Source organism: Leptolyngbya sp. FACHB-261 (assembly GCF_014696065.1).
Taxonomy (GTDB): domain Bacteria; phylum Cyanobacteriota; class Cyanobacteriia; order FACHB-261; family FACHB-261; genus FACHB-261.
In genome coordinates, this window is the sequence record NZ_JACJPL010000015.1 from 190,150 (window position 1) to 206,399 (window position 16,250).

At 52.4% G+C, this 16,250-nt stretch carries 12 protein-coding genes; 5 read left to right on the plus strand and 7 right to left on the minus strand.

The annotated features are described in order from the left end of the window. Positions 1-68 precede the first annotated feature (68 nt). On the plus strand, positions 69-3,461 hold the full coding sequence (locus H6F94_RS07095) for a hybrid sensor histidine kinase/response regulator (RefSeq protein ID WP_190801516.1): 3,393 nt from the start codon (positions 69-71) through the stop codon (positions 3,459-3,461). Positions 3,462-3,477: 16 nt separating this feature from the next. After that, a complete protein-coding gene (locus H6F94_RS07100) occupies positions 3,478-3,972 on the plus strand; it encodes a chemotaxis protein CheW (protein ID WP_190801517.1) in 495 nt (164 codons plus the stop codon). A 39-nt stretch (positions 3,973-4,011) separates the two neighbouring features. Here H6F94_RS07100 and H6F94_RS07105 read toward each other — a convergent pair whose 3' ends face one another. The 3 genes from H6F94_RS07105 to H6F94_RS07115 all read right to left on the minus strand — a co-directional run bounded on the left by H6F94_RS07105 (position 4,012) and on the right by H6F94_RS07115 (position 6,301). Next, complete coding sequence (locus tag H6F94_RS07105; RefSeq protein ID WP_190801518.1) at positions 4,012-4,206, minus strand: hypothetical protein; 195 nt, start codon at positions 4,204-4,206, stop codon at positions 4,012-4,014. Between the two features lie 102 nt (positions 4,207-4,308). Beyond that, positions 4,309-5,565, minus strand: a complete 1,257-nt coding sequence (locus tag H6F94_RS32850; RefSeq protein WP_190801519.1) for a DUF4335 domain-containing protein — start codon at positions 5,563-5,565, stop codon at positions 4,309-4,311. Between the two features lie 25 nt (positions 5,566-5,590). Then, the gene (locus H6F94_RS07115; RefSeq protein WP_313949239.1) at positions 5,591-6,301 is read right to left on the minus strand and encodes a DUF3038 domain-containing protein; all 711 of its coding nucleotides are present in this window, start codon (positions 6,299-6,301) and stop codon (positions 5,591-5,593) included. Between the two features lie 160 nt (positions 6,302-6,461). Between H6F94_RS07115 and H6F94_RS07120 the strand changes: the two genes are divergently transcribed. Continuing rightward, entirely contained in the window at positions 6,462-6,791 is a 330-nt protein-coding gene (locus H6F94_RS07120; RefSeq protein WP_190801520.1) for a YbjQ family protein, read from the plus strand. A gap of 63 nt (positions 6,792-6,854) precedes the next feature. On the opposite strand, the gene recG is transcribed toward H6F94_RS07120, so the two are convergent. The 4 genes from recG to rpsB form a co-directional block, all read right to left on the minus strand. Then, positions 6,855-9,311 carry an ATP-dependent DNA helicase RecG gene (gene recG, locus H6F94_RS07125; RefSeq protein WP_190801521.1) on the minus strand — a complete coding sequence of 819 codons (2,457 nt, stop codon included), beginning with the start codon at positions 9,309-9,311 and terminating at the stop codon, positions 6,855-6,857. Positions 9,312-9,315: 4 nt separating this feature from the next. Beyond that, the gene (locus tag H6F94_RS07130) at positions 9,316-9,945 is read right to left on the minus strand and encodes a hypothetical protein (protein WP_190801522.1); all 630 of its coding nucleotides are present in this window, start codon (positions 9,943-9,945) and stop codon (positions 9,316-9,318) included. 131 nt (positions 9,946-10,076) lie between these two features. After that, positions 10,077-10,733, minus strand: a complete 657-nt coding sequence (tsf, locus tag H6F94_RS07135) for a translation elongation factor Ts (RefSeq protein WP_190801523.1) — start codon at positions 10,731-10,733, stop codon at positions 10,077-10,079. Positions 10,734-10,757: 24 nt separating this feature from the next. Further along, positions 10,758-11,549, minus strand: a complete 792-nt coding sequence (rpsB, locus tag H6F94_RS07140; protein ID WP_190801524.1) for a 30S ribosomal protein S2 — start codon at positions 11,547-11,549, stop codon at positions 10,758-10,760. A gap of 1,245 nt (positions 11,550-12,794) precedes the next feature. Here rpsB and bchD point away from each other — a divergent pair. Together bchD and H6F94_RS07150 are read left to right on the plus strand one after the other, a co-directional pair. Further along, a complete protein-coding gene (gene bchD / locus H6F94_RS07145) occupies positions 12,795-14,837 on the plus strand; it encodes a magnesium chelatase ATPase subunit D (protein ID WP_190801525.1) in 2,043 nt (680 codons plus the stop codon). Between the two features lie 24 nt (positions 14,838-14,861). Then, complete coding sequence (locus tag H6F94_RS07150; protein ID WP_190801526.1) at positions 14,862-16,250, plus strand: amidohydrolase family protein; 1,389 nt, start codon at positions 14,862-14,864, stop codon at positions 16,248-16,250.

The following is a 16,250-nucleotide window of genomic DNA, read 5'->3' on the forward strand; positions in this document are numbered from 1 at the left end:
CTGGCTACAATCGGCTCCGCTTCTTGCTTGCTTCTCGTTTCTTCTATTCCCACTATCGGGTCAGAAATATGGTGCTTAGTCCTGAAATTCGCGACCAGGCTTATCAGTTCTTCATTCAAGAAGCGCCAGAATTATTGCAGGTAATTGAGGCGGAGTTATTGACTCTAAAACAGGAGCGTAGCACCGCAAAAGTGCATAACTTAATGCGGGCCGCTCACTCGATTAAGGGAGGAGCTGCCAGTGTCGGTCTTGACACAATCAAAACCATAGCTCACCGCCTTGAAGATGTTTTCAAAGCCCTTTACAGTGAAGAGCTACAGATTGATGTAGAGATGGAGCGCCTGTTGTTGCAGGCATACGATTGTTTGCGCCTGCCTCTCATACAACAAATTACAATTGGACAGCTTGCATCAGGGCCTGCTCTGATGCAAGCTGATTCTGTCTTTGTCCAACTAGAAGTGCTACTAAAAGGTTTTCTAGGGGGAGCGGCTAACTTACCCAGTTCGATTGAGTTAGGGGTAGACATTACCCTATCTATTTTTGAGGTGGATGTGGCTCAGGGCTTAGAGTGCTTGGCAGCAGCCATCGCTCAAGGCCAAAACTTGGCAGTGGCTGAAGAACTTCGGAGCCAAGCTGAGGTATTTGTTGGGCTAGCTGAGCTACTTAATCTACCTGGTTTTAGCAACATTGCCCAAGCTGCAACTACCGCTCTCGACGTTCATCCTGAGCAATCGCTTGCCATTGCTCAACTCGCCTTAAATGATTTTCAAGCTGCCCGGCAAGCCGTAATCGCAGGTGATCGGACGCAGGGTGGTGCTCCTTCAATAGAGCTAATAAGTCTCACGAGTTCTGCAATTGTGAGTCCACTTGTTGTTAGTACGGATGAGATATATAGTGCTGATATTACATCTGGCCTGGAGCACGCAGAAGCAGGATTACTGTTATCTCCTAGCCTGGATGAAGTTTTTGGTGACTTAACTTGGGCATCTGAAGGTTCTGCGACTAGAGCTGATACAGACCTGGGCCTAGAGCTTGCAGAAGTAGAGGTATCGCTAACACCCAGCCTAGATGAAGTCTTTGATAGTTTAGCGTTGGCTCCTTTCGGCCAAGAAGAACCAACTATCTTTCCAAGCCCCTCTCTCGATGACATTTCCTGCCAAAGCTTTAGTTCATTCTCTCAAACTGCTGAGATAGACAGCGCTTCACTGACGCTGTCTCAGGGGTCCATAGATCAAGAGCTGGAACCTGAGCCTTTTACTATTGAGGCAATGGTACATTCTATTGAACAGAGTTTCGACCAGTTGTCTCCCCTATCAGAAACGATTGCTCCCCTGGTTGCTGCGCCCATTGTCAAGATAAGCCAGCGTAGCGCAGTGCCTGTTCAAGCATCAGTTATTAATACAAAACAGGATCATCTCCAGAAAGGCAGTGAGGCTAATCCCAATCTTTCCGTCCGTGTAGACTTAGAACGGCTAGAGAGAATGAATAACCAGGTGGGAGAACTAGCGATTAACCGCAATAGTCTCTCACTACAGAATGAACAACTTCAAGGAGCTGTTCAGAAGCTATTACAGCGGTTCGACCGCTTTCAAATATTAGGCAAGCAGCTCCATCATCAATCAGACCAGCTTCTAATTGCTCCTGAAAGATACAGTTATGATAGAGCCTCTGCAAGTTGGCCCTTGGGAGGAGTTAAGAGTGAGTACACTAGCAAAGCTCTGGAATTGTTGTCATTCCGTCAGTCTGGCTTTGATTCTCTAGAAATGGACAGCTACGGGGAATTGCACTCGTTGATGCAAACCATTCTAGAAGAGATGGTGCAACTCGAAGAAACAGTTGGTGACATTGCGTTGTTCGCACGGCAATCCAGCCAAAGTTTAGAGCAACAACGCCAGATGCTGACCCATTTACGCAGTGACTTGATGTGGGCTCGAATGCTGCCATTAGGAGAAGTGCTTAATCGCTTTCCTCGCATTTTGCACGATCTCAGCACCACTTATCATAAACCAGCTCATTTGAAGTTGAGCGGCACCCGAGTCTTAGTAGATAAGGCGGTCCTCGAAAAACTCTATGACCCTCTGCTCCATCTATTGCGCAATGCTTTTGATCATGGGATCGAGCCTGTAGAAACTAGGCGTCGACAAGGAAAACCAGAGCAAGGCCAGATTGAAATCCGCGCTCATCACCAGGGTAGCCAAACGATTGTTGAGATCCGTGATGACGGCCAGGGTCTGAACCTAGAGCGAATCCGTCAACGGGTTCTTGAGCTGGGTTTGCTATCTGTACAACAGTTAGAAACAACTCCAATAACTCAACTCTGGGACTTGCTTTTTGAAGCAGGATTTTCAACCGCTAGCCAGGTAAGTGAATTGTCGGGGCGAGGGATGGGCTTGGAGGTAGTACGCTCACAATTACACTCCCTTAAGGGGACAGTGACAGTCAGCTCAGAGGTTGGACAAGGCACTACTTTTACTCTTCGCTTGCCCCTAACGCTAACCATTGCCAGACTTCTGGTTTGCTCAGTGGGTGCTGCCGCCTTCGCTTTTCTCTCCGACAATATTGAGGAAATTCTGATTCCGAAGCCTGAGCTAATTAAACGCTCCGGAACCCAGAGATTTCTTTACTGGCGTGAACAAATCATCTCTATTCATTCTCTATCTCATTTCTTAGAATACGCCTGCCCATTTCCCGAAACAGCTACTAGCCAAGCACTCATGGCAGTTCCTGCTCCTAAGGAGTGGCATTCGCCTGTGTTAGTGCTTCGTCAAGGCAAGCAAATCATCGCACTCGAAATCGAGCGTTTAATCACAGAGCAGGAGCTAGTTATTAAGCCCTTTGGCAATGTTTTGGCAGCTCCAAGCTACCTTTATGGCTGTACTATCTTGGGCGATGGCAGTCTGATTCCAGTAGTTGATGGTACAGCTTTGCTGACTGAACTCACTGATCAAGGTTCAGCCGTGAGCTTATCCACACAGACAGCAATTTCTTCTGTTAGAAATGGTCTAGTGCTCAGCAAGAGCACCACCTCGACCAAGGCATTAACCACACCAACCCTGCTAGTTGTTGATGACTCTATTGGCTTACGGCAAACCCTGGCATTGACTCTGCAGAAAGCAGGTTACCGTGTTCTACAAGCGAGGGACGGGCGAGAAGCCCTCGACCAGCTTCGACAAGAAACAGCCATTCGGTTGGTCATTTGCGATGTGGAAATGCCCAATATGAACGGATTCGAGTTTCTCAGCCATCGACGACAGGACCAATTACTGACTAGCATTCCTGTCGTGATGCTAACTTCTCGTAACAGCGACAAGCACCGAAAGTTGGCAATGCACTTGGGAGCAACAGATTACTTCACTAAACCATATCTGGAACAGGACTTTCTGGTAGCCCTCAAAACGATTATTGAACAGAGTGTGCCTACGACGTTACCTAGTCTAGCTACCTCAACTAGAAACCTCTAAAAATAGACAAACCAATATGAGCAATAACACTTTGACTGAGCAACACAGCTTGAGAGTCTCATCCAGGGGACAAGCCGAGCCAATGCTTAAAGTAACCGCTTTTAGCATTGGCAATCTTAACTTAGCCTTGCCTATTGTTTCAATTTATAAGGTACTCAATCACACACAGGTTCATGGCAGCGGCCTCAACAGTGTAGGCATCGCTTACATAGAGGAGCGTGAGCTAACAGTAGTAGATTTGCATCGGCGGTTACTTGGCACTGGAGCTCCAACCCAAGCTAGGTACCTCATCGTTATTCAAAACCAAATTCAGGAACTTTACGGTATTCCGGTTTTGGAAATTCCTGTTCTTATGGAAGTTCCCCTATCACGAATCCGGGTTCTACCAGAATCCTACCGTCGGGCTGACACACTCAGCATCGCTAGCCACGTTGCTTTAATTCACCAGATGGATGCAGCCCTGACCCTTTTCTTGCTTGATGTTGAGCAAATTTTGCCCCAAGCCTTCTAGCAGGATAGACAGAACCAGGAAGAGACCCTGAGGCTAAGCTTAAGCTTGCAGGTCCTGCTTTAATTGCTCAGCGATACTGCCCAGCCCAGCAAGGAACTTGAGAATGTCGTGCTTACCTTTAAAGCGATAGCGCCCTCCTAGCATTGAAAGAAGCATTACATAATCATCTGTACTCTCATCTTGAAACAAGGTGATCTGGTAGGACGGATCTGAGACACGCTTAAGCTGTTGCATAACCCTCTTTAATAAGCGAATTTTTTACCAAGAAATCATATTGAAACAGCCGAATGCATCCCTAAAAAGTTATAGAACCTCCAATTTGAATTAAAACTAGCTCTAAGGTCTAAGGGGACTTCGGCTCACTTGGATTTGTCCATCAGGAGCCAGCCGCAGGTAAAGTACCTCAATCGCACCACCGGCTGAGTTGTCCAATGTAGTCGGTAGAGGCGTTAGAGGCAGGCTATCCCGATAGGTACGAGCTATTGGGGTCAGTGGTGTGACCTCTTGCACAGCTCCGCTGGCGCTTACCGAAACTCGGTAGTCCAGCGGTCCGTTAGCCTCAGCAGGAGGTGTCCAGCGGTCTTGGAGTTGCTCCTGGAGCCGAGCAACCGAATCGATGATCAGGTTACGCTCAGGCGCAGCTCTGAGGGTATAGCCGCTGCTAGTTGTACCACTGCTTGCGTTGTCAGGCGCAGACTCAATACTAGGCTGTTGAGCTTGGGCTTGGGCTTGAGGGGCTGGAGACGGGCTAGGAGCCCCTGGCAAGGATGAGGCAGGTGGCGGCGGGGGGAGAGCCTCCGCTGCTGGGGAGGGCGGAGTAACTTTCAGAGTAGGTAGTGGCGGCGATGCTGCCGAAACGTCTGGTGTTTCTACCGTGAAAGGATCAAACGGTGTTGCTGCCACTGTAGGACCAGGCAGAATCGTCGGTATTGGCCCAGGCTGGTTGGCTTGAGGCTCGCCAGGCTGCAGGGCGACACGCTGATTGTCAGCCTGGGCAGTAGGAGCACTAGCTGTTGAGGATGAAGTCGGGGTCTGCAAAACACGAACTGCTGTTAAGGTTGCTCCCACTGTAAAGATAACTAGGGCAGCACTACGTAGAGCTGGAGAGTTGAGCAGAGGCCCTCTAAACTGAGCTGTAAGCGCTGTCAGTGGCGTGAGATCGGGGAGAGCCATAACCTCAGTGGAGCACTGCTCTAGGCAAGCTGCCAAGTCAAATAGTTGCAGGGTACTTAGGGTCACCGGACTGAGCAAGCCTGCCTCTGACTGCTCAGCTTGTAAACTGCCAAACTGCAAACGATGGCACAGCGTCCCAACCGAGGTCAGGGAGATGCTATACGGGTTAGGCGGTGGTGTAGGAATAGAGGTCAACTTGCCGCGGACATAAGCATCAACTACTTCAGTCAGAACCTCTAGCTGACTGCGACCACCAATCACTGTGATGCCAGTTTCTAGAAAGCTCAGCCGGAAACGCAAGTTTTTTAGCAATGGGCGCCCAGTCCATCGAGACAGAGGGGAAGCCTCAGCCCAGACATCTAGAACGCAGGATGGGCTTGTTGTCGAGGGGTGAACGTAGCGGCGCAAGGTAGAAGTCATGATGGCTCCTGAAGACTGACGATGGTCAGAGGGGGCGCTGGATGCTACGGTCGAGCAGAGCCATCCAGAGGCGGCGGGGGCCTCCAGGTCCGCTATAGAACAGCAGGTCAATCAGTAGCTTGAGCGACAGATGGGTGAGCTGGTCCGGGGTGATTGCTTCGCCATCGGCTAGATACTCGGCCATTCGTTCTTGGTAGGTGTTCTGAAAACGGTCCAGATAGTCCCCTAGCAAGGCAGCTTGATGGGGTGGGCGCCCCTGTTCAGTGAGCTTTTCTAACAAGGCCACTGCCTGACGAATACGCACTTGATGCTCTGATGCCAGATAGCAACTGATCAGCACCAAGGCGCGGGCTTCCTCAATGTCTAGCTTCTTGCGCCCACCACTGCCCTTACGTAAGGGACTGGAGGCTCGCATTCGCCAGAGCGAGACGCGATCGGTAAAACCCTCTAGCTTTAGTTCAGCTGCGGCTTGGAGCATGGCATCGGAGCCTACCCCTGCTAGCGCTTCGAGGGCCATCAACACCAGATCAAGCTGGGCTTTGATGTTATCGAGCTGAGCTGGATTGGGTGTAGCTGAGATGGCAGGAGCCCACTCTTGCCACTGGGCAGAGCGTGGGGTCAGAGTTGTCAAGGGCCGATTGGACCTGGAACGCATGTCTTCAACTAGGATGGGCGATTCAAGCTGGTGTTGTAGTCGCGTTGCAAAAATCGTAACCGTCCCTGAGACTGAGGTCACTCGCCCCCCAGGGTGCTGAGCTACCCCAGACAGGATACGCCAACAATGCGCCACCTGTTGTAGTGCTGATTTCTCCAGTCCTAACTGTGGTCAAGGTGCGCTTAGATCGCTATCCTCGACTACTGGGGCTAAAGCAGCACATTTTATGCAAGGTTAGACCATGATTGTGACCACCACCGATGTGATCCAAGGAGCCAGTATTGACAGTTATTTGGGAATTGTCACTGCTGAGGTAGTCTATGGTAGCAATGCCCTACGTGACTTTTTCGCGGGTATACGAGACATTATCGGCGGGCGGACAGGTAGCTACGAACGAGTTTTTGAGCAGGGTCAACGGGATGCCCTGGCCGAGCTTCAACAGCGCGCTCAGCGCTTAGGAGCTGATGCAGTCGTGGGTGTTGAACTAGACACAGGGACAATCAACCTAGACCAGAGTGGCGTTCTGCTACTGATCACGGCTACAGGAACCGCAGTCAAATTGCGGCAGTAAGTGGCAATCAGCAGCAAGTAGCAGCCGCTCGAGAGCAGCAAGAAGCAAGATTAATATAAATTTCTAAGTCAAGATCGCGCCGCCTAGTAGCTTGCGATAGCGACGCTCGAGCTCAATTGCCAGAGCAGGCCAGCGGCTCAAGCTAGGGTCAATTTGCAGCGTCTTTTCGGCAGCTTCACGGGCCTGCTCCAGTACGTCTTGATCTTCAACTAGATTAGCTAGGGCAAAATCAGGCAAACCTGACTGGCGCATTCCTAGGACCTCCCCCGGCCCCCGGAAGCGCAAATCCATTTCTGCAATGAAGAAGCCGTCGTTGGACTGCTCTAGCACTCGCAAGCGCTGTTGAGCGGTTTCGCTCTTGGAGCTACTTACGAGTAGGCAGAAAGACTGGGCTGCTCCCCGTCCCACCCGTCCCCGCAACTGGTGTAGCTGTGATAGGCCAAAGCGTTCAGCATGTTCGATCACCATGACCGTTGCATTAGGAACATCGACGCCCACCTCCACAACCGTAGTAGAGACCAAAATCTGGGTGTGTCCATCCCGAAAGCGGCTGATCGCGTCGTCTTTCTCAGCAGAGGACATCCGCCCATGCAATAGCCCTACGCTGAACTCTGGAAACACTTCTTGAAAGTGCTGGTATTCCTCGACGGCTGACTTCAGATCTAGCTTTTCAGACTCTTCCACCAGGGGCAGCACTACATAGACCTGGCGTCCCTGCTGGATTTGCTCACGCATCAAGTCATGAACCTCCCGCCATTTGCTTGCACTAGCCACTAGTGCTCGGGTCTGAATGGCCTGCCGTCCCGGTGGCAACTCGTCAATCTGGCTCACGTCCAAGTCACCGTGCATAGTCAAGGCCAGGGTGCGTGGAATCGGCGTCGCCGTCATAGTTAGGACATGAGGAGACGAGCCCTTTTGTTGCAGTTTCGCCCTTTGTTCCACACCGAAGCGGTGTTGCTCGTCGATGACCACCAATCCCAACCGATTGAAACGCACCCGATCTTGGATCAGCGCGTGGGTACCCACTAGAAGGGGCAACTCGCCTGTTTCAAGCTGGTTATGGATCTCACGACGGCGAGCCGCCTTTGTAGACCCTGTCAGCAGTTCTACAGGCAGATGCAGCAGATTGAACCAACTCACCAGCTTACGGTAGTGCTGCTCCGCCAACACCTCAGTGGGAGCCATCAGAGCTGTCTGGTAACCAGCCTGGATTGCAGCCAATAACGCCACCACAGCTACTACCGTTTTGCCAGAACCGACATCTCCCTGCACCAGCCGGTTCATCGGTGCTGTCTTTTGCAGGTCATTCAAAATATCATTCACTACCCGCCGTTGTGCCCCTGTCAGTTCGAAGGGCAGCACAGTGTAAAACTGCTCGATGAGTGTGCCTGTAGCGGCTAGAGGCACACTCATCTGTTCAGCTCTCTGGCGCTGACGGCGACGTAGCAAGCCCAATTGCAGAAAGAAGAACTCCTCAAACACGAGCCGCCGTCGAGCCTGCGCTAATGCATCTCCGTGAGGCGGAAAGTGAATGTGGGCAATTGCCTCGGGCAGGCAAACTAAGTTATATTTCTGCCGCATCGACTCGGGTAGAGTATCTTGCAGAGTGACCGCCGCAGGCAAAGCAGCCACTACAGCGCGGCGCACCAAATCTGCCGTTACCCCTTCGGTCAAGGCGTATATTGGCACAACCCGTCCAACCTTCTGCGACTCGATCTCATCACGAGCATGGTCCAAAACTTCTAGCTCAGGATTGTCGAGGGTCAGGCCGTATTTACTCTCTTTCACCAAGCCGGAGGCGGCCACAACTGTACCTGGTGGGTAAAGCTTTTTCTGCGCTTCCTGAAAGGCTCGATTGCTCTGACGTCCAGCGATGAAGCGACCCAGCTTAATCGAGCCGGTACTGTCCTTCAGGAGCAGATCTAGAATCGTCAGCTTCGAGTTACGGGGACTGGCGAAGCAGTTACAACGCTGAACTCGGCCTACTAGAGTCACCGTTTCACCTGCTTCCAGATCAGCTATGTTGACCTGGCGAGCATAATCGATGTGGTCACGAGGGTAGTATTCCAGCACATCGCGGACGGTGTATAGGCCAAGCCGAGCCAACTTTTCACCGCTCTTGGGACCAATTGTTTTGAGAAACTGCAACGACTCATCCAGCTCAGGCACCTCTTGAGCCCCAGCTTGAGTACGAGTGCGGGGTTGGCGCACTCTAGGTTCTGGTGGCCGCTGACTCGTTTCCAGGGAAGCTTGAGCTTCCCGTAGGAAGCGTCGGGTTTCAGCCACTAAGTGCTGCCGTTTAGCCAAACCCAGATCTGGGTAGGTGTTGAATTTTTCGGCTAGTTCTCGCCAGCGTCGACGCCCATCGGCACCCAGGACCGGGGGTACTGGCTGACTCAAATTGAGCGCTAAAAACTCGGAAAAACGGTACTGCTTGCCCGGTAGATCAGCAAAGCCCCGTTCTGCTTCAACAGCTAAAGCTCTGTGCAATCGCGGGAAGTCGAGCCCCTGCTGCTCCATAGGCTTAGACGCTTTCGTCGGACCAAGTAGAGCGCCAGGCTGCCTCGGCAGCGGCAACTGTCTGCTCTTCCTGCTTCTGCACTAGCTCGCGTTGTAGACGAGCCAGCCTTGCACTCAGAATTCGCAACTGAGAGCGCCAGCCCATCACCGAACGATCAGCAAACTCAATCTCGCTCAAGCGCAGGTGTACACCCGGAGCATCCTCCTCAGCAGCCGAGCTCGTTGCCTCTGGCAAAACAGAAACTTCATGCAACCGCTCACTGATCGCATCTCCTAAGCTTTTGAGCTCACGAGCAATGATCGTGTCTAGCTCCTCCTGAAAACCATTGAGTTCTAACGAAGCGGCTTGCATGGCTTGAATCAGTTCCTCAGGCATCTGACGCTGGCGCTCGGTAATTAGCTTGCGCAGGTCTTGCTGAAGTTGCTGCCGTTCGTACACACTGAGCGCTAGAAAGCGGCTCGGAAAAGCACGCGTACAAAGCTGATAGGTGGACAGGAGCGCCTGTTTAGCTACTGTCTCCGCCAGTACAGTGATATAGCTGCCGCTGGTTTCTTGAATCTCGCTAGCAACTGAGAGGATCTCGGTCTGAAGTTGCGCAATATCTTTTTGAAGCCGCTCGACCGTGCCAATCATGGATTTTGTATAACAGGTCTCTCAGCTATCATAATTCCCAAAAAAGGGCAGGTCACGGACCCGCCCCCTCTAGCTAAAACCCTGTTGCTAGCCAGCTGAGAAAACTAGCTAACCGGGCAACAGCAGTAAGCTCACTTCTGGCCCATCTGAGCGGCAACTTCTTCAGCAAAGTTTGTTTCTTGCTTGTCGATGCCTTCGCCCAGTGTGAAGCGCACGAAGCGACGGATCTGAATGTTCTCACCCAGAGTCGCAATCGTGTTTTTAATCAGCTCATCCATCGTGATCGCCTGGTCACGAATGTAGGGCTGATCCAGAAGAGTCATTTCTTTAAGCCGCTTTTCAATGCGACCGGAGATGATCTTCTCTTTGATCTCAGCGGGTTTCTTGGCAAGGTCATCTTTGCCGGCTTCGATCTGGCGCTCACGCTCTACGATTTCTTGAGGAATATCTTCAATGCGAATATAGTCCACCGGAGAAGCAGCAATCTGCATAGCTACGTTGCGAGCCAGTTCTTTAAACTCTTCGCGACGAGCGACGAAGTCAGTCTCGCAGTTCACTTCCACCAGCACACCGACGCGGCCACCGGTGTGGATGTAGGAAGAGATAATGCCCTCAGCAGCTACACGGCCAGCCTTCTTCTCAGCCGAGGCTTTGCCCTTCTTGCGCAACCACTCAACGGCTTTGGCTTCGTCCCCATCTGTTTCAGATAAGGCCTTCTTGCAGTCCATCATGCCTGCGCCAGTTTTCTCGCGCAGTTGTTTAACTAGTTGTGCCGATATTTCTGCCATGGTTTACGTCCTTAACAGTCCCGTTTACTCTGCTGCTGCTGGTTGCTCAGCCTCTTCAGGAATTTCTGGCACGTCGTCTACGTAGTCTCCTTCAGCACCAGCGTAGTCTTCGTAAGCCTCTTCATCTTCGAGTTGACCATGGCGACCTTCATAAATCGCGTCAGCTAGCTTACCCACGATCAGTTTAATGGAGCGGATCGCGTCATCATTGCCGGGGATTGGCACATCTACGACGTCAGGGTCGCAATTGGTGTCCAACATCGACACGATGGGGATGTTGAGCTTCTGGCACTCTTGCACGGCGTTGTACTCACGCTTGGTATCGACAACCACGACGATGTCGGGAACCTTGCGCATAGTACGAATGCCACCAAGATACTTGCGCAGCTTTTCCATTTCGCGACGCAGAGATGAGGCTTCCTTCTTAGGCAGCAGATCCAGGGCTCCGCTTTCTTCACGACGCTCTAGGTCCTTGAGGCGGTCTACCCGGGTCTTAATCGTGGCCCAGTTGGTGAGCATGCCACCCAACCAGCGCTGGTTGACGTAGTGGCTACCGCAGCGCAGGGCTTCTTGAGCCACAATGCCTGCTGCTTGCCGCTTGGTGCCGACGAACAAGACCTTTTTGCCTTGCTCAGAAGCGGTGCGCATGAAGTTGTATGCCTGGTCGATGTAGCCTGCAGTCTGAACCAGGTCGATGATGTGAACCCCGTTGCGCTCGGTGTAGATGTACGGTGACATCTTGGGGTTCCAGTGACGGGTCTGGTGACCAAAGTGAACCCCAGACTCAAGCATTTGAGCCAGGCTAAGAACAGGCATGTTTTTTCTCCTATCGGGTTTAACCTCCATCCGGCTGCACCTGCTCCATTGCTGGCAGCAAGCACCCGATTTGACCGAAGCCAAGCCTCAGCAACCCCGGATGTGTGGAATTTAGACAACCCTCTAAGGCTATCACGTAGAGGTCTACACCTGTGGAGTGTGCTGTTGGCGAGATTTCCCAACTTACAAGCTAGTGATCTAGATACCGGCTTGAATCTAGGGTTGATATTACAGATATCCATACTTTGCAGCAAACTCTACATGGGCAGCCATGAACAACGCCCCTATAGAGTTTGCTAAACCTCAGCGTGGGAATGCCGGAATTGCAATTAACTAGGAGGCTTTACCAAGCCTCGCAGCTCTGCTCCTCCCAGTCCAGAATGGACTGCGCGTCTGTTGGCACCCCCAGACGCGCTAGATTGGCTAAACAGTATTGCAATTGGTTTTTAAGCCTCCGATACTCCTCGATCAATTCCTGTAACTCGCTTGCTAGTTCAAAGACTAGGCCGACACTCGGACACAGAAGCTGCCCTTGACATTTACAGCATTTAAACTGCGATTTTTCTTTGATTTGGACCTCTCCTGTGGGCGGTAGTAAGGCCAACGGGATTTGGAAGCTGGAGAAACTCCTTTGACTTAGGCTAGACTTGTCCATGCGAAATACTCCTCCATTGTGGGGGGATTTGGGCAACTTGATTAGGTGGGGAGCAACCCCACTCGGCGAGCCAAATTTTGAGGGCGTTACCTGTGGTGCGGGTAGCGCCTATTTGGTATTCGCTGTGCAAATATTAGCCTTAAAATCCACTGCATGGCAATAAATACGTCTGGACCCCTTGATTTGACGTGAAGTCTACGTCCATTGTCCCCGCTCCGCTGTAAAGCCTCCAGAAGGGCCTGTCTCCTTCTAAATACCGAAGGAGACAGAGGAGCTAAACCGTCGACTTTATAAGTTCTTCGTTTTTCGGAAAGGGGGGGAAGGACCTCAGACTGCAATAAATAAGTCTGTTTTCAATCCCTCATAGGGATTATGCCCTCCCATGATTTGGGGCAAGTCGAGTAGGTCCTTCCCGTGTAAAGGATATCAGAAGCACTTCATTAGGGGTTATGAATAGGGTGTCTAGGGCGACAGGGCAAAGGACAGCCATAGCCCAGTCACTACTTGCGAATCCTTATACAGACGTCAGTTAAGGATGGAGAACTGGTAGGTTTGTAGAGCTGAGGTTCCCCCCACGCCTGCCGAGAATCATGTCTGCCTCCTCTGTGGCTACTGCCCCCTTCCCGCTCACTGCCGTTGTTGGCCAAGAAGCGATTAAACTCGCCCTATTGCTAGCTGCCGTCGATCCTGGCCTTGGTGGAGTAGTGATTGCAGGACGACGAGGCACTGCCAAGTCAGTTTTGGCTCGCGGCCTTCACGCACTACTGCCTTCCATTGAGGTCATTAAAGGTTCTCCAAGCAACTGCGACCCAAGCCGTCCTGCCGATTGGGATGACTGGTGCCTAGAGGAAATGCGGAGTGGTCGCATGCCCCTGATCGGCGGCCAGCCCATGCCCTTCACTCAAGTCATTCCAGCCCCCTTTGTGCAGATTCCTTTGGGAATCACTGAAGACCGGCTCCTAGGCTCGGTTGATGTAGGGCGTTCCGTCAAGGCAGGAGCATCAGTTTTTCAACCGGGCCTGCTGGCTGAAGCTAACCGAGGCGTGCTCTATATCGATGAAATCAACCTGCTAGATGACCAGATTTCCAACCTGTTACTAGGTGCGATTTCTGAGGGCTGTAATCGGATTGAGCGAGAAGGAATTAGCTGTCAGCATGCCTGCCGTCCTTTGCTCATTGCCACCTATAACCCTGAAGAAGGGGACTTGCGTGAGCATCTGCTCGACCGAATTGCCATTGCCCTGTCTGCGGATGCAGTCTTGGGACTAGACCAACGGGTGCAGGCTGTGGAACAAGCCAATGCCTATGCCGATACACCCGATCACTTCCTGGCGCAGTACACCAGCGATCTCGAAGACCTGCAAACTCAGATCACCTTGGCACGTGAGTGGCTCAAGGATGTATCCATCAGCTCTGAGCAAATTACTTATTTGGTAGCAGAAGCCGTGCGGGGCGGGGTGCAAGGTCACCGAGCTGAGCTTTTTGCTGTGCGTGTTGCCAAGGCCCATTCTGCTTTGGATGGCCGCAACCAAGTTAATGCAGATGATTTACGTCGCGCCGTGGAGCTGGTGATTATTCCGCGCTCGACCGTTGTAGAGCAACAACCGCCGCCACCACCACCCCCGCCGCCACCCCCTGAGAACACAGAGCAACCCGAAGACTCAGATCAGGAACAGGAAAACGAGGAAGACAAAGAAGACTCAGAAGAACCGGAAGATCAGCAACCACCTAGCAGCATCCCTGAAGAGTTTGTCTTCGATGCAGAGGGGGTAATTCTCGATCCTGAGCTGTTTTACTTCGCTCAAAATGCTCGTCGTCGCGGCAAATCCGGAGCCCGAAATTTAGTGTTCTCCCAGGATCGGGGGCGCTACATTCGTCCGGTACTACCCCGTGGCGAGGTGCGTCGGATCGCAGTTGACGCCACCTTACGCAGCGCTGCACCCTATCAAAAATCGCGTCGCAGTCGCAATCCGGGTCGACGGGTGATTGTTGAAAGCTCAGATATACGCGAGAAGCGCCTAGCCCGTAAAGCGGGTGCCCTAGTGATCTTTGTCGTTGATGCCTCTGGTTCAATGGCTCTAAATCGGATGCAATCCGCCAAAGGTGCTGTGTTGCGCCTCTTAACCGATGCCTATCAGAACCGCGACCAGGTGGCGCTGATCCCCTTCCGAGGCGAACGGGCTGAAGTCTTGCTGCCGCCTACCCGTTCGATCGAAGCGGCCCGACGACGCCTTGATTTGCTGCCCTGTGGTGGGGGTTCGCCCTTAGCCCATGGACTCACGCAAGCAGTGCGCGTTGCGGTCAATGCCCAAAGTTCTGGCGATGTTGGCCAGGTGATGATCGTGGCGATCACCGATGGCCGGGGCAACATCTCTTTGTCTCGCTCGCTAGGCGAGCAGCCACCCCCCGAAGGCAAACCAGATATTAAAGGTGAGCTATTGGACATTTCGGGGCGCATCCGTGCCTTAGGCCTACAATTGCTGGTGATTGACACTGAAAGTAAGTTCATTTCGACGGGATTCGCCAAAGAATTGGCAGAACGAGCTGGTGGTAAGTACCACCGGCTCCCCCGAGCCACCGATCAAGCCATCGCCAGCATGACGCGCAACGCCATTGCCGATATGCGCAAGTGATCTCAGACCAGAAGTAAGACCCGAATGAATACGCTGATCGAGCACGGCTGGCTGGTTTGTGTGAATGCTACGCAGGACATTTACAGAGACAGTTACGTCTGGATCGAGGACGGCCGAATTATAGACTTAGGCCCAATGGCCCAAATGCCTGCGGGGCTACGGGAGCAGGCCGACCAAATTCTGGATGCCACAGGTCAGGCGGTGATGCCAGGTATGGTCAACGCCCACACACACCTATTTCAAACGTTTCTGCGTGGTGTGCGCGACGACCTACCTCTAGAAACCTGGCTGGATCGGGTGATCTGGCGTAACGCCGCTTTGCTGACTGAAGAAGACTTCTATCTAGCAGCTAGTTTGGGCTGTGTCGAGAACCTCAAGTCCGGCGCAACTTTCGTTGTCGAAAACCACTACGTTCAGACCAGCAAGCGCAACTGTGATCACGTGTTTGAGGGAATGCAGCGTACTGGGATCAAAGGCTGCCTGGCACGAGGGGGCATGGACCGCGATGACCGAGTTCGAGCGTCACTGCCTGATTTTGATGTCAGTCCCTTTCTCGAAAGCCATGAAGTTGCCTTCGCTGAGCTGGAGCGGTTGCGGCAAAGCTGGCACGGACGTGATGACAAGTACTATCTAGCGGTTGCCCCGATCACCACCTGGTTATGTTCGCCAGAGTTCTGTCATGGGCTGGCTGACTATGCCCGCGAGCATGAGCTGTGCATCCATATTCACACTGCTGAGACTCGTCCGACCCAAGAGTGGGTGCAGGCTGATCACAGGATGCGAGAAGCCTTCTACATCGACAAAATGGGCTTGCTAGGGCCTCGGACCCAACTGGTGCACTCGGTCTGGCTAGATGAGAGCGAGTTAGAACTCGTCGCCGCACGGCAGGCAAATTTGGTCCATTGCCCGGTCAGCAATATGTATCTGGCCTCTGGAGTCGCGCCAATTATCAAGGCATTACTGCTGGGGCTGAATGTTGCCTTGGGCACGGATGGTCCTGCTAGCAACAACGCTCAGGACAATCTGGAAACGCTCAAAGCCACTGCTTGTTTGCACAAAGTCCATCACCTGAATGCAGCAGTCCTATCCCCCATGCAGATCTTAGAAATGGCCTGTATGGGAGGGGCACGAGCTATGCATCTAGACGAGCAAATTGGCTCTTTGGAAGTGGGAAAGTGCGCTGACTTGGTTCTGGTTAACCTTCAGCGTGCTCACATTGCACCAGTGCATCGGGCTGAATCAGCGCTAGTGTTCAACTGCAATGGCAATGATGTTGAAACTGTGCTTGTGAATGGGGAGATTGTGGTTAAGCAGGGGCAGTGTGTCCACGTTGATGAAGCCAAGCTAGTGGCGCAGGCGCAAGCTCGTATCGAAGAACTGCGAGCCACCATTTGCCAAAACGCAGGAGTGTAG